This is a genomic window from uncultured Rummeliibacillus sp. (genome assembly GCF_934216135.1).
Lineage (GTDB): Bacteria > Bacillota > Bacilli > Bacillales_A > Planococcaceae > Rummeliibacillus.
The window spans coordinates 197,861-215,759 of record NZ_CAKQBI010000002.1; the positions used below are offsets into that span (position 1 = coordinate 197,861).

The 17,899-nt window shown below is 34.8% G+C and carries 17 protein-coding genes, 1 pseudogene and 1 riboswitch; of the genes and pseudogenes, 9 read left to right on the forward strand and 9 right to left on the reverse strand.

Features of this window, described 5'->3' with window-relative positions:
• Positions 1-9: 9 nt before the first annotated feature.
• Positions 10-1,278: an MFS transporter gene (locus Q0977_RS02590; RefSeq protein ID WP_299510324.1), complete on the forward strand. Its 1,269-nt coding sequence runs from the start codon at positions 10-12 to the stop codon at positions 1,276-1,278.
• A 516-nt stretch (positions 1,279-1,794) separates the two neighbouring features.
• Complete coding sequence (locus tag Q0977_RS02595) at positions 1,795-2,424, forward strand: S16 family serine protease (RefSeq protein WP_299510326.1); 630 nt, start codon at positions 1,795-1,797, stop codon at positions 2,422-2,424.
• 54 nt (positions 2,425-2,478) lie between these two features.
• Here Q0977_RS02595 and metK read toward each other — a convergent pair whose 3' ends face one another.
• Positions 2,479-3,684: a methionine adenosyltransferase gene (metK, locus tag Q0977_RS02600; RefSeq protein ID WP_299510328.1), complete on the reverse strand. Its 1,206-nt coding sequence runs from the start codon at positions 3,682-3,684 to the stop codon at positions 2,479-2,481.
• 269 nt (positions 3,685-3,953) lie between these two features.
• A riboswitch (SAM riboswitch) is annotated at positions 3,954-4,069 on the reverse strand.
• Between the two features lie 200 nt (positions 4,070-4,269).
• On the opposite strand from metK, the gene pckA reads away from it, so the two are divergent.
• Positions 4,270-5,856 (forward strand): phosphoenolpyruvate carboxykinase (ATP), encoded by a 1,587-nt coding sequence (gene pckA / locus Q0977_RS02605; RefSeq protein ID WP_299510330.1) that lies wholly within the window; start codon positions 4,270-4,272, stop codon positions 5,854-5,856.
• 302 nt (positions 5,857-6,158) lie between these two features.
• Here pckA and Q0977_RS02610 read toward each other — a convergent pair whose 3' ends face one another.
• The 7 genes and pseudogenes from Q0977_RS02610 to Q0977_RS02640 all read right to left on the reverse strand — a co-directional run bounded on the left by Q0977_RS02610 (position 6,159) and on the right by Q0977_RS02640 (position 10,195).
• A complete protein-coding gene (locus Q0977_RS02610) occupies positions 6,159-6,614 on the reverse strand; it encodes a hypothetical protein (protein WP_299510332.1) in 456 nt (151 codons plus the stop codon).
• A gap of 12 nt (positions 6,615-6,626) precedes the next feature.
• Entirely contained in the window at positions 6,627-7,412 is a 786-nt protein-coding gene (locus Q0977_RS02615; protein ID WP_299510334.1) for a S9 family peptidase, read from the reverse strand.
• Entirely contained in the window at positions 7,390-7,863 is a 474-nt protein-coding gene (gene ytkD / locus Q0977_RS02620; RefSeq protein ID WP_299510336.1) for an RNA deprotection pyrophosphohydrolase, read from the reverse strand. Before ytkD ends, Q0977_RS02615 begins: the two co-directional genes overlap by 23 nt.
• Before the next feature lie 51 nt (positions 7,864-7,914).
• Positions 7,915-8,226, reverse strand: a complete 312-nt coding sequence (locus Q0977_RS02625; RefSeq protein WP_299510337.1) for a transposase — start codon at positions 8,224-8,226, stop codon at positions 7,915-7,917.
• A 106-nt stretch (positions 8,227-8,332) separates the two neighbouring features.
• Entirely contained in the window at positions 8,333-8,512 is a 180-nt protein-coding gene (locus Q0977_RS02630; RefSeq protein ID WP_299510339.1) for a YjfB family protein, read from the reverse strand.
• Between the two features lie 44 nt (positions 8,513-8,556).
• The gene (locus Q0977_RS02635; protein ID WP_119417229.1) at positions 8,557-9,036 is read right to left on the reverse strand and encodes an NUDIX hydrolase; all 480 of its coding nucleotides are present in this window, start codon (positions 9,034-9,036) and stop codon (positions 8,557-8,559) included.
• Positions 9,037-9,200: 164 nt separating this feature from the next.
• A pseudogene (locus Q0977_RS02640) lies at positions 9,201-10,195 on the reverse strand (S66 peptidase family protein).
• A 338-nt stretch (positions 10,196-10,533) separates the two neighbouring features.
• Here Q0977_RS02640 and Q0977_RS02645 point away from each other — a divergent pair.
• The 4 genes from Q0977_RS02645 to cydC are packed head-to-tail and all read left to right on the forward strand — an operon-like array spanning position 10,534 to position 16,422.
• Positions 10,534-11,934 carry a cytochrome ubiquinol oxidase subunit I gene (locus Q0977_RS02645; protein WP_299510342.1) on the forward strand — a complete coding sequence of 467 codons (1,401 nt, stop codon included), beginning with the start codon at positions 10,534-10,536 and terminating at the stop codon, positions 11,932-11,934.
• The gene (gene cydB, locus Q0977_RS02650) at positions 11,931-12,932 is read left to right on the forward strand and encodes a cytochrome d ubiquinol oxidase subunit II (protein ID WP_299510344.1); all 1,002 of its coding nucleotides are present in this window, start codon (positions 11,931-11,933) and stop codon (positions 12,930-12,932) included. Before Q0977_RS02645 ends, cydB begins: the two co-directional genes overlap by 4 nt.
• A gap of 9 nt (positions 12,933-12,941) precedes the next feature.
• Positions 12,942-14,669, forward strand: coding sequence for a thiol reductant ABC exporter subunit CydD (gene cydD, locus Q0977_RS02655; RefSeq protein WP_367269427.1), 1,728 nt, complete (start codon positions 12,942-12,944; stop codon positions 14,667-14,669).
• A 25-nt stretch (positions 14,670-14,694) separates the two neighbouring features.
• Positions 14,695-16,422 (forward strand): thiol reductant ABC exporter subunit CydC, encoded by a 1,728-nt coding sequence (cydC, locus tag Q0977_RS02660; protein WP_299510397.1) that lies wholly within the window; start codon positions 14,695-14,697, stop codon positions 16,420-16,422.
• Positions 16,423-16,519: 97 nt separating this feature from the next.
• Here cydC and Q0977_RS02665 read toward each other — a convergent pair whose 3' ends face one another.
• Positions 16,520-16,927, reverse strand: coding sequence for a carboxymuconolactone decarboxylase family protein (locus Q0977_RS02665; RefSeq protein WP_119417233.1), 408 nt, complete (start codon positions 16,925-16,927; stop codon positions 16,520-16,522).
• Between the two features lie 107 nt (positions 16,928-17,034).
• Here Q0977_RS02665 and Q0977_RS02670 point away from each other — a divergent pair, with 107 nt between their 5' ends.
• Together Q0977_RS02670 and Q0977_RS02675 are read left to right on the forward strand one after the other, a co-directional pair.
• Complete coding sequence (locus tag Q0977_RS02670) at positions 17,035-17,460, forward strand: Lrp/AsnC family transcriptional regulator (RefSeq protein ID WP_299510399.1); 426 nt, start codon at positions 17,035-17,037, stop codon at positions 17,458-17,460.
• Between the two features lie 119 nt (positions 17,461-17,579).
• Positions 17,580-17,894, forward strand: a complete 315-nt coding sequence (locus Q0977_RS02675; protein ID WP_299510351.1) for a hypothetical protein — start codon at positions 17,580-17,582, stop codon at positions 17,892-17,894.
• The last annotated feature ends 5 nt before the right edge of the window (positions 17,895-17,899 follow it).

Consider the following 17,899-nt stretch of genomic DNA (forward strand, 5'->3'; position numbering starts at 1 on the left):
GATGCTTATATGAAAAAGATCCACTATAGTTGGGTAATATTAGTTATTACTTTCTTTTCTATCATCGTAGCAGGCATAATACGTTCGTCTTCGGGTGTTTTTATAGAACCCTTTGAAGCTGAGTTTGGTTGGAGTAGACCTGTTATATCCTTCGCTTTTGCTGTAGGACTTTTTTTGTATGGTTTTTCAGGGCCTTTTATGGCTGCATTTGTCGAAAGATTCGGATTAAAAAGAACAATGATTGCATCCATGGCACTTTTAACACTAGGCCTTGGCTTAACTTTTGTCATGACAGAGGAATGGCAACTTATTTTAATTTGGGGTGTCATGATTGGAATTGGTTCTGGCTTATTTTTGACCGTATTAAGCACACAAATTGGAAATCGTTGGTTTGTCAAACACCGTGGTCTAGCTGTTGGTATTTTAACTGCTGCTACAGCAACCGGGCAACTTGTATTGCTACCTATTCTCGCAAGGTTAATAGAGCAGTATAGTTGGCACCATGCTATTGCATTAATCTTTGGTCTAAGTACTATTATGCTCTTAATAATAGTACTCTTCATGAAGGATTGGCCCAAACAGCTTGGAATCACAGCATTAGGAGCTGTTAAGGATGAGTTTAAAATCAGTACCAATACTACTTCAAATGAAAACCCTTTTAAAATTGTATGGATCTCTTTAATAGAGGGAAGTAAAAGCAAAGCATTTTGGCTTTTAGCTGGCAGTTTCTTTATTTGTGGTCTTTCAACTACTGGTCTAATTGGTACTCATTTTGTAGGATATTGCATGAGTTATGGTATTCCGATGGTTCTTGCTGCTTCGATGTTAAGTTTTATGGGAATATTCGATCTGGTTGGTACAACTTTATCCGGTTGGCTTAGTGATAAAATTGATAATCGTTGGCTATTATTTTCTTATTATGGGCTTCGGGGCCTTTCCCTATTGTTTTTACCTTTTGCATTAAATAACGGCTCTATTACTCTACTTGTTATTTTCTCAGTTTTCTATGGCCTTGATTGGATTGCAACAGTACCTCCTACTATTGGCCTTGCAAGACGCGAGTTCGGTATGAAGAAAAGTGCTATGATGTACGGTTGGATGGTCGCATTTCATCAAGTTGGTGCAGCAGTTGCTGCTTATGGTGGTGGACTTATCTACAATATCTTTGATTCTTACACATGGGCATTTATACTTTCAGGGGTATTTTGTGCATTAGGCAGTCTGTTTGTTATTTTACTCAAAAAACATGATCCTAAAAATGAAATTATTATGGATTAAACTTTAAACAGTAATTCTGTGTTTATTCAGCCTTCTTTCCTAGGAATCACTCTTCTTCATCTTCTTTTTATTTTGCTTGCTATTCTTACTACCCGTTAATGTCTGTTGAATCTGAAACAGTTTGAATGTTATTTTACGTTCTATCATCCAACATAATAGTATAAATAGTTTTATATACTATTATGTTCCAGTTTCAATATTAAAATCCAGATAGGCATATCAAGTAATATAAGGAGTGAATTTCTCATTTTTAGAAATAAAAAGAATATGTCTTTTCTTTTAGTTAGCTTTTTGTGCATTTTATTTTATCCCATATTTCTACTACTATATCTTCAAAACAAAATTAGTGGTTCATCTTTTATTCTTTTCTTTTTACTTAGCCTAATTATTCTAACAACTGTTCGTATTTTAAAAAGGAAAAAAGTATACAAAAGAAAAATCAGCTATGCAGTTTGTATACTTTTTATATTATTTTGTTATGAGCTTCCGCTAATTTTTTATGATGCTACAACACATGTGGCACTTCTTTATCAGCCACCTGAGGAAATTATCGAAGGGACTAATATCTATTTACTTGGTGTGAATAGTGTAGAATTCTCTTTAACAAAAAATAAATTAGATGTTTCGAAAATCTTAGAAAGACAACATGTCAAGCCACTTGCTATCGTTGAAGGTGATAATAAAGATCGCTATGCTAGTAAAAATAGACAACTTTTAAGCTGGCTTCATCTTAAAGAAGACACTACTGAACAAATGAAGAAAAATGTTAGTTACTATTTAGAGCAAACCGATCAAAAGACAGAGAAAAAAATAGATGCCTTTCTAAATAGAGAACGTATCGGTGGAGATAGCGGAGGTTTGGCACTTGTATTGTCTGGAAAAGTTAAAAATGAAGGTTTACAAAACGAACACCCTATTGCTATAACGGGAGCAATCGACAAAAATGGTAACGTAAAGACAATTGGCATGTTAAAAGAGAAAATCCAAATCGCTAGTATTTCAGGTATTTCTTATCTAATTATCCCTAGTGGGAATAAAGAAGAAGCTAATAAATTTCGAAAGGAGATTAACAGTAATATTCAAATTTTTGATGTAGCAACAATTGATGAAGCCATTGAGGTTATTGAAAAGATTAATCAAAAATAAAAAGTCGTTCACTTTTTGTGAACGACTTTTTATTTTTGTGTAAATACTTCACTGTTATTTTAAAGAATCAGCAAATTTTGCTTTTAATGCAGATACTTTGTCTGTATTTTCCCAAGGAACATTCAAATCTGTACGACCGAAGTGTCCGTAAGCTGCTGTTTGTTTGTAAATTGGGCGACGTAAGTCTAGCATTTTAATAATTCCTGCTGGACGCAAGTCAAAGAATTCTCGAACCGCTTCAACTAAATCACTTTCTTTAACTTTCCCAGTACCAAAAGTATCGATTGCGATAGATACTGGTTGTGCAACGCCGATTGCATATGCAAGTTGTACTTCTGCACGTTCTGCAAGACCTGCGGCAACAATATTTTTTGCAACATAACGAGCTGCATATGCACCAGAACGGTCAACTTTTGTAGCATCTTTACCAGAGAAAGCACCGCCACCATGACGAGCATAGCCGCCATAAGTATCAACGATAATTTTACGGCCAGTAAGACCTGCATCACCTTTAGGACCACCAATTACGAAACGGCCTGTTGGATTGATAAAGTATTTTGTTTTGTCATCTAGAAGTTCTGCTGGTACAACTTTAGCAATAACTTCTGATTTTAAATCTTTTTTAATTTGTTCTAAAGTTACTTCTTCATCGTGTTGAGTGGAAATAACAATTGTGTCCACTCTTACTGGATGGTTATTTTCATCATATTCGATAGTTACTTGTGTTTTACCATCTGGACGTAAGTAATCTAATTGACCTGATTTACGAACTTCTGTTAAACGACGTGCTAATTTGTGTGCCAAACTAATTGGAAGTGGCATTAACTCAGGTGTTTCGTTGCAAGCATAGCCGAACATTAAACCTTGGTCCCCTGCACCAATTGCTTCAATGTCTGCATCTGTCATAGATCCTTCACGTGCTTCTAATGCTTTGTCAACACCTTGTGCGATATCAGGTGATTGTTCACCTACAGCAACAAGTACTGCTAGGTTTTCTGCATCAAAACCGTATTTACCACGAGTGTAGCCAATTTCCGCTACTGTATCGCGAACAATACCTTTCATATCTACATACGTAGTAGTTGTTAACTCACCTGTTACAAGTACTAGACCTGTTGTAACCGTTGTTTCACATGCTACACGTGCATTTGGATCTTTTGCTAAAACAGCATCCAAAATTGCATCTGAAATTTGGTCACAAATTTTATCTGGATGTCCTTCTGTTACGCTTTCTGAAGTAAATAATCTTCTGTTTGTCATTTGGTTTCCTCCTATTATCAACGAGATCCTCTCGAAAAAAAGATACGGTACTCATTACCCATGTCCGTTTATGTTCTAAACGTCAAGCCAGCTATAAGCTGCTTTTTTAACACGAGGATATAGAAAGTGCCAGTACATAATATAAATAGAATGCAACAAATCGCATATAATAATGAAACAAATCAGATTTGCTTCTATTTTTTGAAAAAAAAAACCTTTCACTCATCGAAAATCAATGAGGAAAGGATATGTTTCGTAAGCACCTTTCACTCTTATCGTTCAAGGAATCTTCCTTGCATCAGATTAGCACCAACGCATCACGTGAAAGATAATGCAGGTTGCCGGGCTTCATAGGGCCTGACCCTCCACCAGCTCGGGATAAGAGTATCCGTTCTAATGCATATACTAAGTGATATTACTATGAAAGTCAAACTTATTTTCTTATAGTAATAAAAAAATCAAATTCATAAAAATTAATTTCCAATTAGTATAGACTATTCGTTTCAATGTGTTATACTAATTCTCGAGATGAAGAAAAGAAACCCATTTAAGGGTAATAACATAAAAAGGAAGGTACGAACAAAGATGAATTCAGTAGAAATTGCGAATGAACTGAAGGGTTTATTACAAGGAAATAACATTTCAGTACAACTTTCAGTCCCACAATTAGTGGAAAAAGCAACTTCCCGCGGTGAAGCAATCTTAACAGTTGATGGCGCTGTTCGTGCAGTAACAGGCAAGTATACAGGACGTTCACCTAAAGATAAATTTATGGTAGTCGAAGAATCTTCTAAAGATCAAATTGATTGGGGTAAAATTAACCAACCAATTTCTGCAGAAGTGTTTGATTCATTATATAACAAAGTTGTTAACTATTTAAAACAAAAAGAAGAAGTTTTTGTGTTTAAAGGCTTTGCAGGTGCAGACAAAGATTCTCGCTTAGCAATCCGCGTTGTTAATGAATACGCTTGGCATAATCTATTTGCTCACCAATTATTCATCCGCCCTACTGATGAAGAACTAAATACACATGAAGCTGATTTCACTATTTTATCCGCGCCTACTTTTAAAGCGGATCCAAAAGTGGATGGTACAACTTCAGAAACTTTCATCATCGTATCTTTAGAAAAACGTATTATTTTAATCGGCGGCACTGAATATGCTGGAGAAATGAAAAAATCTATCTTCGGTATTATGAATTACTTATTACCACAAAACGGAATCCTACCAATGCACTGTTCTGCCAATGTAGGTGAACAAGGAGACGTTGCTCTATTCTTTGGTTTATCAGGTACTGGTAAAACAACGTTATCTGCAGATGGTAATCGTAAACTAATCGGTGACGATGAACATGGTTGGTCTGATAACGGCGTGTTCAATATTGAAGGTGGTTGCTATGCAAAAACAATCAACCTTTCAGCTGAAAAAGAACCAGAAATTTATAACGCTATTACATTTGGTACAGTGCTTGAAAATGTTATCGTAGATTCTGAAACTCGAATTCCTGACTACGATGATGAGACACTAACACAAAATACTCGTGTTGCATACCCAATCCAAAACATTGAAAATATCGTTGATCCTTCTGTTGCAGGTCACCCAAAAACAGTTGTTTTCTTAACAGCTGATGCCTTTGGTGTTTTACCTCCAATTAGTAAATTAACGAAAGAACAGGCTATGTATCACTTCTTATCAGGTTTCACTTCTAAAACACCTGGTACAGAGCGTGGTGTTGTAGAACCTGAACCAGTATTTTCAACTTGCTTCGGAGCTCCTTTCTTCCCATTACATGCTACTGTTTATGCAGAAATGTTAGGAAAGAAAATTGATGAACACCAAGTAAATGTATTCTTAGTAAACACTGGATGGACTGGCGGAATCTACGGTGAAGGTAGTCGTATGAAACTTTCTTACACTCGTAAAATGGTACGCGATGCTATCGACGGTAAACTTAATGATGTATTTACCGACAAAGACCCTATCTTCGGTCTTGCAATGCCAACTGCAATTGAAGGTGTACCAACAAATCTTTTAAATCCGCGTAATGCTTGGGCTAATAAAGAAGCTTATGATAAAAAAGCAACTGAATTAGCTGGTATGTTCCATGAAAACTTTAAAAAATTCGGTGCAGCAGCAGAAGAAATTACTAAAAATGGTGCACCACTCGCTTAAATAAATCAAAACAAGTTAAAAACCTATAAGTAAATCAAAAATCGTATGAAAAAACGAGCAGTATATTCAACTGCTCGTTTTTTTGTGTGCATTTGTACGGGTTTAATGGCAAGTACTCTGATGAGCTAGAATTAAATTCGCTCTTGCGGTGCGGTTATTCGCTCCTGAGACGGTTTTATTCGCTCCTGTGGTGCATTTATTCGCTCGAATTCAAATTTTATTCGCTCTCTAAGCAATTTACGTCCTAAAATCCCCCTCAATATTTTCGCACTCAAAAAAGCACTACAACAAACGTTGCAGTGCTAATCCGTATCATCTGGTACAAATTCAGTGATCAACCTGTATTGTTCAAACATTTCTACAATTGGTTCTGCTTCTTCCTTTGTAACTTGGTTAAAGAAAACTTCTTCTCCATAATTACGGATTTCGAGGCCCTCTCTCATGTCATCATCATGAAAGAGAATGGAAAACCATTTGAGCTTACCATCAATATGTGGCTTTTCTTTAAAGTAATTTCGTGTGTCTTCTTCCAACAGCACTAGTTGGATTTTCACAAGTCCTTCACTTCTTGAAACATAACTAATTTGCTCTAATTCTTGGATTGCTTGTGTTTCTTCTTTCCAATTTTGAATTTGGACTTCGGAATAAGGCTCTGTATAGTTGATCCACAAATCTTCCCAATAGGGATATTTTTCTTCAAATTTCAAGTCATTATTCTTTAACTTTTCAGGGTCCACCCGTGCTTTAATATAGCCCACAATTTGTCACCCCTATGAATGTTGTAACTTCATCCATTGACAAACATCATCTACAACTTTCCGATTTATATCGCTCGGGAAAAAATGAGTATATTCCGGATAATACCAAGTCTCTACATGTTTATTTAAACGTTTTAAACTATTTTCTAAAAGCTGTGCATGTTTAAATCCAACATTTTCATCACACTTTCCATGTATGATTAATACGGATGCATGTAAATCTTCTAAATGTACAATTGGTGTACGTTCTTCGTAAGCTGAAGGATTTGTCTGTGGCGAACCACCGAATACTCTTTTCATCATTCTACGCATATCAATTCTTTCTTCGTACGTATAGGTTACATTTGATACGCCACCCCATGTCACGATTGAAGTAATATCATCGCGCAATATTCCCGTCCATAGCGCCATAATACCACCTCTTGAGAAAGCGAAAAGATGAATACGATCCTTTCTACAAAACTCCTTTAACACCTCTACCGCATTAACTGCATCTAATCGGTCATTACCACCAAATTCATCTCGCCCTTCACCACCACGTGTTCCTCTATAGTATGGTGCAAATACGGTGAAACCATGTGAAGCAAGTTGAGTGATTCTAGCGGGGCGTACCATACCTACACCTTGTATACCACCGCGTAAATACAATATTCCTTCATAATTTGCATGGATAACAGGAGTTGCAAGTAAGCCTTTTACACGTAAACCATCAGACCAATATGTTATTTCTTTTAATGTAACACGTGGATTAGGCGATGGATAATCCCTTAAGCTTTCAATTTTCCCATTTATCTTCACGTTCACTCACCTTTTCAAGAATCTTCTTCATGCCCAAATCTTTCATATAGAAGCTTAAATGTTCGTTTGCCAACAATTCTTCTTCACTCATTAGTATGACGCCTCTTGTTTCTACATTCGGGTGGTTTCGATCGATCATTTCTACTTTTGCGGTGAAAACTGCTTTTGTAAAAGGCATTTGTTCTTGAACCATATAGGTCGCTAACCACTCTATTGATCCAATTGTAGCTCCCGTTTCCTCAAATACTTCCCTTATAGCAGCTTCTTCGATTGTTTCACCTTTTTCTACTTTCCCTCCAGGAAATTCATACCCGCGTTTTGGATGGTCTGTAAGTAACCATTTTCCTTCATACTTTGCTAATACAAGAACATGTTTTGGTTCAATAGAAAATGCATTCTTCTTAAAAGACAATTCACAGCCATTACCATTTAAATCTGTATATGTAAACATACCTTCGCTCACTCCTTATTACCCTTAGTGTAGCGAAGGAATCACCAACTATCAACTATAGTAAGGCATTTGTTCAATGAATTTTTTTGTTTCTTTATCGCCAAATTCATGAATAAGTGCATATATCTTCATCAAGTGGAAATCCACTTCATCATTTTGTTCATCAAAATGATAAGGTACAGCAGGAAGTTGTGCTCTCCACATACCATCATTATCCCAACTGGTCATTTGTTCGAATAATACATCAAAAATTCTTAACATAGATGGATCTACATTTATGTGAAATTCATATGGCGCAAGTTGTGGTGCAAAATTATAATATTTGTGCATAACAGATATATAAACATCAACATTATTAGACATTTGAATTCTCCTTTTTTCATAGCTTGGTTTATTTAAAATATTTTTATACAAAAAGACATCCTATAATCGAAATAGGATGCCCTCTAAACCTTCCGTTTGAAGTCTTTTATGCTTGAATATCTATAACGGAACCTTTATACGGATGAACAGCAGGTTGTTCTGGCATTTGTTCTAACAATTGAACTGCTGAAGTTGTTTCCATATTCATGGCATTTTGCAAAACACTCATTTGAACTGTTTGTTGTAGTTCTAAAAGTTGTGTATTCATAATTGAATTCAATTCCAATTTTCAATTCCCCCTTTATAGTATTTATATCGGGAGAAAATAATCTATCTACATTTTTTGATTGATTTTTCATCATCTATTTGTTCAAGGAACTTCATTATAATCGGCAATTCCGGAGGACTTATCTTTTCAGGTAATTGCTTTATATCAAAAAATCGAAGTTCTTTTACTTCTTCTATATCTAATTTGAGTTCTCCATCATAGTCGGTACATATGAATGAAGTGATCACATTATAAACTTCATCGCCATGTGGATATTGATAGTAAAAGTTTTCCCCAGAAAATATATTAAACAAGTTAAGTGATTTTGCCTTTAATCCTGTTTCTTCATACAATTCCCTTTTTGCCGCTTGTTCTAGTGTTTCGCCCGGTTCTAATGCACCACCCGGCAATCCCCAACAATTATTGTCTTGTCTTAACTGCAACAATAATTGGTGATCAGAGTTTAATAAAATCACATTTGCTCCTGGAAGTATTAGTGGACGACTACCTACTAGCGCTCTTAATTCCGATACATATCCCATATGATTTCCCCTTTCCCTCTCTAAAATAAAGCGAAACTCAATCAGCGTAAGTTGTTTTCTACACCAATCACAGGAATAAACGATATGTATCTGAATAATGTTTCATTTAAAATGAATTATTTCTAACTATTCAGTTATTTATAAAACCATTTTTTAAACTCTTGCTATAGCCAATCTTCTACTAGTAAAACTTCTTTTCTATTTGTATCTAATTTAATCTTTCTTCCAATCGGCATAGCATGCATAGGATGCGTATGTGCACAGTCAAACTCAGCTAAAATTGGAATATGTAGTTGATCAATTTGCTCCACAAGTATTTCAAAAGGTCTTCTGCCTGTGCCAAGATCATCAAAAAGTTCATGTTTTCCTAGAATAATACCAGCCACTTTATCAAAAACACCATGTAATTTTAGCATTGCAAAATTCTTTTCCACTGTTGCAGCATCTTTCGCACTATCTTCAATTAGCAGAATATCTCCTTTCTTGATCTCAGGAAAATATTCTGTACCTATAAATCCATACATCGTATTTACATTACCACCAATAAGGCGGCCTTCTGCTACACCTCCATTAACACAAATCCATTCGTTATTATATAACGTTTTTTCTTGTGTTTTTTCCAACCAGTTAACACACTCATCAGACCATTTGTCAGGAGTAGGAATACTGTAAGGAAGGGATTTTTTAGCTACAAATAAATTTTCAAAATACTGGTAAGTATCAGATACGAGTGGTTCAAATTCACCAAATGAAGGAACTATAGCTGGTCCATAGAATACAGGTATATTGGTTTTTGCATATAACGCTAGGAGAATAGCGGTTGCATCAGAATAACCAATGATCAACTTTGGTGAACATCGAAATGCTTCATAATCTATATAAGGCAATAGACTATTTGAATTCGTACCACCTATCGTTGACATAACCATCTTTACTTTAGGATCTCGCAACAACTCATTTAGTTCCTCAGCGCGTTCTTTTGGAGTGCCACTACGATAATAATCTTGTTTTCCTGTCAAACTTCCCTCTTTTATGTAGAATCCCTTTTCTTCTAAAAATCGTTTACTACGCTCATATCTAACCTTTGAAGTTACAGTGACGGGTGAAGATGATGAAAAAATACGATTGTATCTCCTTGTTTTAACTTTTCAAACAACATAGCTACCACCCTTCTATTATTATGAAGTATTGTAAGTATACTACACATTATTGATCATTAATCTACTCAATTAGTAGCACTTAATTGTTTATTGTAAATCTGGATAAACTATCACTTTCATACAAGAAATAACAAAAATATGAAATAAGTATGAAGAAAATATGAAGAATTTGAGTAATAATCACTAAAACCCATCATTTCAAAATAACTAATAGAAAATGACACATTTTTACCACAATATCGTTACACTTTGGACTAATTCGCCTCTTCTTTTAAGAAAAACAAGTTTTATACTGTAAGTGAAGTTAAAATAACAGTTTTCTTAGGAGGAAGTTTAAATGGATGTTTTGATTTTAGCTAGAATTCAATATGCAATCACAACCATTTTCCACTTTTTCTTCGTTCCATTTTCAATTTCTATGATATTCCTAGTATCTATATTTGAAACTATGTATGTATGGAAGAAGAAGAAAATTTACTTAGACATGTCTTTATATTGGGGGAAGATTTTCCTTATATCTTTTGCAATTGGGGTTGTCACAGGTATTTTGCAAGAATTCCAATTTGGGATGAACTGGTCAGAATACTCTCGCTTCATGGGAGACGTTTTTGGAGCACCATTAGCAGTTGAAGCCTTACTTGCATTCTTTATGGAATCTACTTTTATAGGCGTTTGGATGTTTGGACGAAACAAATTGCCTAAGTGGGTTATTGCACTTTCAGCATGGCTTGTTACTTTTGGAACAACATTATCTGCACTTTGGATTTTAGCAGCTAATTCCTTCATGCAAGAGCCAGTTGGATTCAAGATTGAAAATGGAAAAGCTGTTTTAACAGACTTTATGGCGTTATTAACTAACCCACAATTATTAGTCGAATTTCCACATACTATTTTTGGTGCACTTGCTACAGGTACATTCGTCGTTGCCGGCATTTGCGCATATAACTTATTAAAAAAACGAAATACAGAATTTTTCAAAAAAACATTTAATTATGCAATGGTAATCGCTTGTATCGCCGGCATCGGGATTGCTCTTTCTGGTCATACACAAGCCCAACATTTAATGTCATCACAACCGATGAAAATGGCTGCTTCTGAAGCATTATGGGAAGATTCCGGTGATCCTGCAGCTTGGACTATAGTTGGAGGAATTGATACAGAAAACAAAGAAAATAAGTGGGAGGTAAATATTCCTTATCTATTAAGTTATCTTGCTTACAGTGAATTTGATGGTTCTGTTGAAGGCATGAAAACACTCCAAGCAAAATATGAAAAATTATATGGAGAGAATATTAACTATATTCCACCTGTCAAAACCGTTTTCTGGAGTTTCCGTATTATGGCTGGATTTGGTGGTTTAATGATCGTTATTTCATTATTAGGTTTATGGTTTGCAAACCGTAAAACATTAGAAGATAAAAAATGGTTTTTACGAGTTTTATTAGTATCAATTGCTTTACCATTTATCGCGAACACTGCGGGTTGGATCATGACAGAAATTGGTCGCCAACCTTGGACAGTATTCGGCTATTACACTACAGCCCAATCGATTTCACCTAACGTATCGAAAGGACAAATTCTATTCTCAACAATTTCTTTTAGTACCTTGTATGTCATTCTTGCAATTGTTTTAATCATCCTAGTAGCTAGAATTGCCAAACAAGGACCAGATATGATTATTAATAAAAAATCCGACTCAAAAGTAGATTTAATGGACAAGGAGGCGTTTGAAGAATGACTTTAGAAGAACTATGGTTCGTATTAATCGCGGTCCTCTTCATCGGATTCTTTTTCTTAGAAGGATTTGACTTTGGTGTAGGGATGTCAACACGCTTACTTGCCAGAAATAAACATGAACGTGAACAATTAATGGACACTATAGGGCCATTCTGGGATGCAAACGAAGTATGGCTTATTACAGCGGGTGGTGCGCTCTTTGCCGCCTTCCCAAACTGGTACGCTACGATGTTCTCTGGATACTATACATTATTTGTCCTCCTCCTACTTGTCCTAATTATTCGTGGGGTGGGAATTGAGTATAGTCACCATGTTAAAACCGACAAAGCAAAAAATATTTGGCATTGGTTATTCTTTATCGGTAGTATCGGTGCACCATTCTTATTAGGAATGTTATTTACAAGTCTTGTTAAAGGAATGCCTATTAACCAAGACATGCATCTATTTGGTTCATTTAGTGATTTTGTAAATATTTACTCACTTATTGGTGGACTTGCTGTTGTTCTACTTTCACTTGTCCACGGCTTAACATTTATTGGTTTACGTACAACTGGTGATGTTCATACTAGAGCTATCTCATTATTAAACAAAGTTTATATTCTATTGTTCGTTGGAGAAATCGTTTTTGCTGTATTAACTTATTTACAAACAGATTTATTCACAGTTCGTCCAATCGCAACTCCAGCATTACTAGCATTAACAGTTATTGCTACAATACTGGGCTGGCTGTTTGCCAATAAGAGAGGCGAAAAAATTGCTTTTACGTCTTCGGGACTTGCCATTGCTTTTGTAGTAGCAATGTTATTTATCGGCTTATTCCCTCGTGTTATGATCAGCTCAATTGACCCTGCATTCAATCTAACAATTGAAAATGCAGCAAGTGGGCATTACACGTTATCTGTTATGACAAAAGTAGCCTTCACATTATTACCATTTGTTTTAGGCTACCAAATTTGGAGCTACTACGTATTCCGTAAACGTATTAGCCCTAAGAAATAGGTGACATAAATGATTGACAAAGCGCTATTTAAACTAAATGGTTTTAAAAGAACAATTGGTTTCTTGTTTGTGATGGCAACTTTGCAAGGTGTATTCACTATACTCCAAGCCATTTATCTAGCGATGACAATTACAAATCTATTCCATAAGGAGCAGCTGGCTAATCAGCTGCTCCCTATGTCGTTATTTTTTATCTTTTTCATGTTAAAACAAACTATCATATACTTTAGAGAAAAATATATGAAACGTTTTTCGATGAAGATAGGTTCTGATTTAAGGAAGGAACTAAATACAAAATTATTTAATCTTGGTCCGAATATTACAGCTACTGAAGGTACAGGAAATATGGTCACTTTAAATTTAGAAGGTATCTCAAATGTTGAACAATATGTTCAATTATTCTTACCTAAAGTAGTTAATATGAGCGTCATTCCTATTTTGATATTCATTTATACGTTAACACTTGATACAACGTCAGCTCTAATACTTTTACTTGTTCTTCCTGTTCTCATCTTTTTCTTAATTTTATTAGGCATTGCTGCACGCGTAAAAGCTGATAAACAATATGAATCGTATCAAATTTTATCAAACCATTTTGTTGACTCACTTCGCGGATTAAAAACACTACGCTTTTTAGGACTAAGTAAAAAATACGATCGGAATATAAAGAAGGTAAGTGAACAATATCGAAAAGCTACAATGGGAACTTTAGCCATCGCTTTTCTCTCCACATTTGCATTAGAATTCTTTACAAGCATTTCGATTGCTATTGTGGCTCTATTTTTAGGATTGGGGTTGATCAAAGGTACATTAGTTCTTCTTCCATCCTTAATCATTCTAATTTTAGCACCCGAATACTTTGCTCCGATACGGGAGTTTGGAGCAGATTATCACGCAACATTAGATGGAAAAAATGCATTTACAGCCATTTCATCTATATTAGCGAAGCCCTTATATAATCAAGACCAGAAAGAAATTACGAAATGGGATGCACAATCTACCCTAAATATTAAAAACTTAACAGTGCAGCATGAAGAGGCAAATCAGCCTTCATTACATGATGTAAAATTTACGATTAGAGGTTTTCAAAATGTAGGAATAATTGGTGCAAGTGGTTCTGGTAAATCTACGTTAATCAATGCATTAAGCGGATTTGTTGAAACAAAAAATACAGATATCTTACTAAACGGTGAAACCATTAGTTCTTTTAACAATAAAAATTGGCAAAACCAAATTTACTATATCCCTCAACATCCCTATATTTTTCATAATACAATTCGAAATAATGTGGCTTTTTACACGAAAAACTCAACAAATAAACAAATTGAGAATGCCTGTGAAAGAGCCGGTTTAAGTGATGTTATTGCTTCGCTACCAAATGGCTATGATGAAATGATTGGTGAAACTGGTCGTACTTTAAGTGGTGGCCAAGAACAACGAATTGCACTAGCTCGTGCCTTCTTGGATGATTCTCGCAAAATTTTACTATTTGACGAACCGACAGCTCATCTAGATATTGAAACTGAATGGGAAATTAAACAAAGGATGTTACCATTATTTAAAAATCGGTTAGTCTTCTTTGCTACGCACCGACTACACTGGATGATGGATATGGACTTAATACTTGTGATGGATCATGGTGAAATTGTTGAACAAGGTACCCATAAAGAACTTATAGCCAAAAAAGGGTATTACTATCAATTGGTAAAACAACAATCCCATGGAACGGAGGCTTAATGTTATGACGACAAAACAACAAAATATCCTCAAACATACATGGGTAAAGCCTTATTTAAAGCAAAATAAAAAACATTTATTGCTAGTCTTTTTCCTAGGAACAATGACATTTATATGCGCAAGCGCGCTCATGTTCACATCCGGGTATTTGATTTCAAAATCTGCTACACGCCCAGAAAACATTCTACTATTATACGTACCCATTGTACTCGTACGGACATTTGGGATTTTTCGTCCTGTATTTAATTATTTAAATCAGCTGACAAGCCACTCATTTGTCTTGAAAATCGTGTCAAACATGCGTGTACGATTATATAAAAATTTAGAATCACAAGCTTTAACACTATCAAATCGTTTTTCTACGGGTAATTTACTTGGTGTTCTAGCTGATGATATCGAACATTTGCAAAACTTTTATTTGAAAACTATTTTTCCTAGTGTATTTGCGACTGTTTTGTATTTCATTTCTGTTGTAGCGTTAGGTTTTTTCTCTATTCCCTTTGCGTTATTAATAGCATTATTATTATTTGTACTATTGATCGTCATTCCACTTGTATCGTTGTTAGCCAATCGTAAACGATTAATGCAGATGAAAGTAATTCGTAGTGAATTATATGCTTCGCTTACTGATGCAGTAATGGGATTAAGCGATTGGAAGATTAGTGGAAAACAGCAAACCTTTTTAACGGATTATGAAAAAATTGAAGAGAAACAAGATATTTTAGAATATCAAATGGACACTTTTAATCGTCGACGTAATTTGTTATTTCAAGTAATAGTTGTACTCATGACATTAGTAATGATTTGTTTTGCTGCAACGAATGCAAATGCAGGTGACTTTGCTCATATTTGGATTGCTGCATTCGTATTAGTAGTATTCCCTTTAGCAGAAGCTTTTTCACCTGTTTCAGATGCTATAAGCCATATTCCTAGTTACGAGACTTCTCTACACCGATTAAATAAGATTGAAGCAGCTAATATTGGCACAAAAGAACATGTCAATACTATGAAAGGGCAACCTATTAACATCACATTTAACGATGTTTCATTTAAATATGACAAAGAACAGAGTGCCGTCTTAAAGAAGCTTAATCTACAATTTGAGCAAGGTGAGAAAATCGCTATTTTAGGGAAAACAGGATCTGGTAAAAGTACAATTGCAAAACTTATATTGGGCGTCATTCCTCCATCTGATGGCACAGTACAACTGAATGGTCAAAATTCATCTTCAATTCAGGAGGACATAGCTACTTACGTTGGGGTTCTCGAACAAAAGCCACACTTATTTGACTCTACTGTGATGAATAATATTCGTTTAGGAAATATACATGCTACTGATGAAGAGGTTATGGAAGCGGCTAAAAAAGTACAAATGCATAGTTATATCGAATCGCTTCCAGATGGCTACAATACTCGCATGCAAGAACTTGGAGAACGCTTTTCAGGAGGAGAACGCCAACGTATTGCATTAGCACGAATTTTGTTACAAGATACCCCCATTGTAATTCTTGACGAACCGACAGTAGGTCTTGATGCAATTACTGAACAAAAGCTAATCGATACTATTTTTAAAGCCTTACAAGGAAAAACAATTATTTGGATAACGCACCACTTAGCCGGTGTCGATCATATGGATCGAGTTATGTTCATAGAAGATGGTTCAGTTTACTTAGAAGGCACACATCAACAATTACTTTCAAGTAATGCTCGATATCGAAGGTTATATACATTAGATCATCCAATGATGGAGTAAAGTATAGTTTGAAAGAAAAGGAACAACGATGATCTCGTTGTTCCTTTTCTGCCTGCTAATATTTTAGAAACAATCTCATTCTAAACAATATTTCATCTCAAGCCTCTAATTGCATCAATGCGCCAAAGTATTGTGATGCTGTTGTAAAACATATGAAAGCAATAAGTTCACTTATTTCCTCATCACAAAGACAATCCTTTAAAATATTGACAATAGCAGAGGGGGTTTTCCCTTTGTAAGTAAGAAAAGCTTGTGCAAATCCAACACTCACCGTTATTTTCTCATCATAGTATTTGTTATCAGGTTTCCCCTTTGCTTTACAATATTCACAACCATTTTCCTGTGCAAGCGTTCTTCTTACTTGCTCCTTTAACATTGCAGATAGAAAACCATCCTTCTCTAATTCTTCGCTTAAACTATTCCACTTTTCCATAATCCTTGTATTATGCCCTAACAATTTTTGAAATGGTGTAGAGCCTATTTTTGAATATGAAATTAATGTCATTTTGTATCCCTCCTATAAAATATTGTAAGATTAATAATAGAAATTTCACATTATACATTAAAGGTATTTTTCAAAAATACTTTTAAGAAAGAAGGTAAAAACACATGATAGATTTAATCGATAAATCGATATTAAAAGAGCTTTCTAATGACAGTCGTTTCTCAATGAGTGAATTAGGTCGTCGCATTCATTTATCTGCACCCGCTGTTAAAGAAAGAGTAAAGCAACTTGAGGAAAAAGGAGTTATCGAAACATACACAGTCAAAATTAATGATAAATGTTTAGGTTACTCTATACAGTGTATTATCGAAGCCACTATCAAAAATAATCGTTATAACGATTTTAAAGAACTTATTCAAACATATAATCATGTAGACTTTTGTTATAGAATTGCGGGAGATGCCTGTTTTATGTTGAAGATAAATTTCACCACTTTTGAAGATGCAGAAAAAACAATAGATGAATTACAACCATTAGCTCATACAAAAACAAATTTTATTTTTTCTGAAGTAAAGACATATAAAAATTTTTAAAATTAATGTAGACAAATATATGGATTTTTCACCTCTAGGCGTTTTCATTAGAAACGCCTTTTCAACTTCTCATATATTACTTTATAGAAGTTAGAAAATTTCGAAAGTGGTGAGGATTCATGTATCTGTATTCTCATATGTTCTTTACTGGACTGCTCTTAGGACTTGTTTTAGATGGGTTAACTAATTTATGTTTCGTGAATATGAAACATAATAACAGAATTACTGTCATCTTCATCATTGCGATTATTTTATTTATAATTAGCCTTTTAATAGGTAATACAATCGGGAATTCGATTGGGTTTATCAGCCTAGGTATATATCTAACAGCTTTATCCTTAGCCTTAGCGGGAATTCAATCTTCTTGGAGAAAGTATGTATATATTGCAGTTATTCTGGTCACTTCTACCTTTTATATTGTTTACTTCTTATAAGTCAG